At 38.1% G+C, this 662-nt stretch carries 1 protein-coding gene; it reads left to right on the top strand.

What is annotated here, in order from left to right; all coding sequences use genetic code 11:
* Positions 1-549 (top strand): filamentous hemagglutinin N-terminal domain-containing protein (locus NK213_RS17865; protein ID WP_253351729.1); only part of this gene is annotated, 549 nt, incomplete at its 5' end.
* Between the last annotated feature and the right edge of the window lie 113 nt (positions 550-662).

Below are 662 nucleotides of genomic sequence, written 5' to 3'. Positions count from 1 at the left end.
GATGAGAAAAACCTGATATTGAATAATATATCTCCAAAAGAAGGAGCAGGTTACAGAAGTGAATTAGGCGGAATAATTGCTCCTAATGAGAACTATACAGGGGCGCCAGCAAGAGCTGTACTGATAAGAGTACACAATGATCCGTCAGTAATTAAGGGTTTTATAGAAGCAGCGAGCACCGGAAAAATGGATGTTTTCTGGAGTAATCCTAACGGAATATATTTCGGTGGAAATTCGGGTTTAGTGGGAAGATTTGGCAATACAACCTTTACTACAGGGAGAATAACCGATGATCTTATGACAATAATGGTTAGAGACGGAAGAATAGAAATAAACGGGAATTTTAACGGTAATGCAGCAGAAAATTTGAGTTTATTAGCTAAAAATATAAAGGTAAACGGGCAGTTAAACGGAAATGACCTAACATTAATAGGTGGACAGTATGATTACAACACAGGAACAAAGGAAGTAATAAAGCAGGGAGATAATCCCGGAGAAGTATTAATATCCTCATCAGTAGTAGGTGGAATCTACGGTCGTAATATATAAAAGCAGGGAGATAATCCCGGAGAAGTATTAATATCCTCATCAGTAGTAGGTGGAATCTACGGTCGTAATATATACCTAAAAGCAGTTGGAACGGATATTGCTGTTAAGGGCGA

It is taken from the genome of Sebaldella sp. S0638 (assembly GCF_024158605.1).
Lineage (GTDB): Bacteria > Fusobacteriota > Fusobacteriia > Fusobacteriales > Leptotrichiaceae > Sebaldella.
Note: the sequence above shows the minus strand (reverse complement) of the source record. Positions and strands in the feature narration are given on the sequence as shown.